3 protein-coding genes are annotated in these 2,360 nt (G+C 30.4%); all 3 read right to left on the reverse strand.

Annotated features, from left to right (window positions below):
- A partial coding sequence (locus HMPREF1552_RS04580) for a plasmid recombination protein (RefSeq protein ID WP_196808122.1) occupies positions 1-455 on the reverse strand: 455 nt, incomplete at its 3' end.
- A gap of 464 nt (positions 456-919) precedes the next feature.
- On the reverse strand, positions 920-1,552 hold the full coding sequence (locus HMPREF1552_RS04590) for a hypothetical protein (protein WP_021743931.1): 633 nt from the start codon (positions 1,550-1,552) through the stop codon (positions 920-922).
- The gene (locus tag HMPREF1552_RS04595; RefSeq protein WP_021743932.1) at positions 1,549-2,289 is read right to left on the reverse strand and encodes a ParA family protein; all 741 of its coding nucleotides are present in this window, start codon (positions 2,287-2,289) and stop codon (positions 1,549-1,551) included. Before HMPREF1552_RS04595 ends, HMPREF1552_RS04590 begins: the two co-directional genes overlap by 4 nt.
- Positions 2,290-2,360: the final 71 nt, after the last annotated feature.

Consider the following 2,360-nt stretch of genomic DNA (forward strand, 5'->3'; position numbering starts at 1 on the left):
TCTTTCTGATTATTCTCTTCTGAAAAAGTCCACATTGACTGCAAATGAGGCGTGCTTTCATCAAAGTGAATTACTGCATATACACAACGAGCATTTTTACCAAATTTTTTATTTAAGAACTCAAGATTTTCCTTGTAATACTGCTCCCACTTTTCAAGGGAAAGTATATATGTCAAATCCACTCCATTCCTTGCTTCAAAATTTCCTGTCTGCACCTGCGATACGACGCTTACCACATCCCTGCTCCTGCTGTCAACTTCTGTATCATAATACTGCTGTTCAAGGACAGATAAATTCTTGTCAAGGATTTTGTTAAACTGTGTCAGTTCCTGATTGACATTGTTCTTAAACTTCTCAAGTTCACGGAATGCTTCCCTGACTACATTGTTAATGCTGCTCCTGCCTGATCCAGAATTGTATTTCTTGAAATTGTTTATTGCTGAAATCTCAGCCATTTTTATTCCCCCTTTTATCAAAAAATGTTTCTCCATTTTTCAATTTATTTTAATTATACTTCTTTACAATTTTTTTTGCAAATCGGAGGTTTCTTGACTGTTCAATTTCTGCATCGGCCAGTCGCAATGCAAGAGGACAAAGCCCTTTGCAAAGCTCCTCCATTCATTAAAAATGAATGGCTCGCCTGTCATTTTTTTCAAAAATTACTGCCGAGCTCTCAAACGCCGAGGGCTTTTCAGGCAAAAAAATGAGTTCGTAATGCGAGCGTTCCACTTCGCAAAGCCGAATCATTTTTCTGCCAGCTTCATCTGAAAAAATTTAGTAAAAATTTGTTGTTTCGGTTAAAGCCAAAATTCAAAGTAAAAATAATTTATTTCCATATTAAAAGAGCAGCCTTTTAGAACTGCTCTTCATCATCACTACTATGAGTTTTTAATCTGTAAGTCATTGTCGCTATGAACTTTTAATTTAAAGATTTAATTTTTTCCTCAATATCTCTAATTTCTTCTCTTATTTTTTTTATCAAATGCTGTCTTTTTACTTTCTCTCTTATTAAAAAAATTCTTTTTTCTTCTATATCGGATAATTTTATTGCTTCTTTCTGTTCTTCTATCTCTTTTAATTTTGAAGTTGGATTATCTGATGTAATTACTTCTATAATTTCAGTTTCTTTGAAGTCATCTTTTTTTTGCCCTGTTAAAGTTTTTACAGTTCTGTTAGATAATGCCAAAACTTTTTCAGGCTCTTCAAGTCCCTTAGTTTGATATTTTAAGTATAAGGAATATTTTCTTATTGCTACATTTGCACTATCCCTATCTACACCTAATTTTTCTATCCATTTTCCAAAAAATCCATTTCCTTTATTTGAAAAAATTTGATTGGCTTCAAATATTGCTTTTGAATATTTAAAAATATGTTCCATTGACTTTTCTTTATGGAAAGTTATGTCGTTTTCATACTTTATAAGTTTTTCTTTTTCTATTCCCGATATATCAAGTTCCTCATAATTTATATCATAAATACTTTCAACCTTTGCAACTGCTGGAACTTTTTTACTGTTAATTTTACTAAGATCTAAATTAAATTTTTTACTCATCTTATACCCTCTTTTTTCATTATTTCTTCTGCTAAGTTACTATAGTCTTTTGCTCCATTTGCATTTTTTGAATAGTCAAATATTGACTGATGTGTAACAATGCACTCAGAAAGAGCTACATTTTTTCTTATTATATTTTTTAACAAATAATCTTTGTATTCTTCTTGCAACTGTTCCTGTATCTGATCTGACAATGCTGTTTTTTCTTTTCTAATTAATATAATTCCTGAAATATCCTTTCCTAATCCTTGTGTAAAGTTAATCGTAGCATTAAGCCCTAAAAGTTCATTTATTCCAGGTAATATTACAGGATAAACACTTGAAGTATAAATTGCTGAAGTTGTATAAGCGTTAAATGCTGGAGCTGTATCAAATATTACAACGTCATAATTTTCTGATAAATTTTCTAAAAAATTATTCAATAATTGGTAATAATATGGTCCTTGATTTTTTAATTCTTCCATATCTTTTTCTGCTTCAGGACCTGCACTTATTAAATATAAATTTTCATTTAGCATTTCAGGTTGGAAGCCATTTGCTCTTTCAAGCAAGTAATCTCCCAATGAAAAATTTAATTCATTTACATTTACTCCAAAATTTGTGGAAAGATTAAGTTGTGGATCCGTATCTACTGCCAAAGTTTTTAATCCCTGTTTTGCAAAATAGTGTGCTAAATTGAAAACAGTTGTTGTTTTACCACAACCACCCTTGTTATTTACAATTGATATTTTTTTCATAATATCCTCCCTGAAATATATTTATCCTTTACTTTCAGTATAACACTATTTATGAAAAAAGCAAATTTTTT

Source organism: Leptotrichia sp. oral taxon 879 str. F0557, from assembly GCF_000469385.1.
In the GTDB taxonomy this organism is placed as follows: domain Bacteria; phylum Fusobacteriota; class Fusobacteriia; order Fusobacteriales; family Leptotrichiaceae; genus Leptotrichia; species Leptotrichia mesophila.

Coding starts and splice junctions, on each gene's coding strand:
- HMPREF1552_RS04590 (WP_021743931.1), bottom strand. CDS start 1,552: ATGAGTAAAAAATTTAATTTAGATCTTAGTAAAATTAACAGTAAAAAA.
- HMPREF1552_RS04595 (WP_021743932.1), bottom strand. CDS start 2,289: ATGAAAAAAATATCAATTGTAAATAACAAGGGTGGTTGTGGTAAAACA.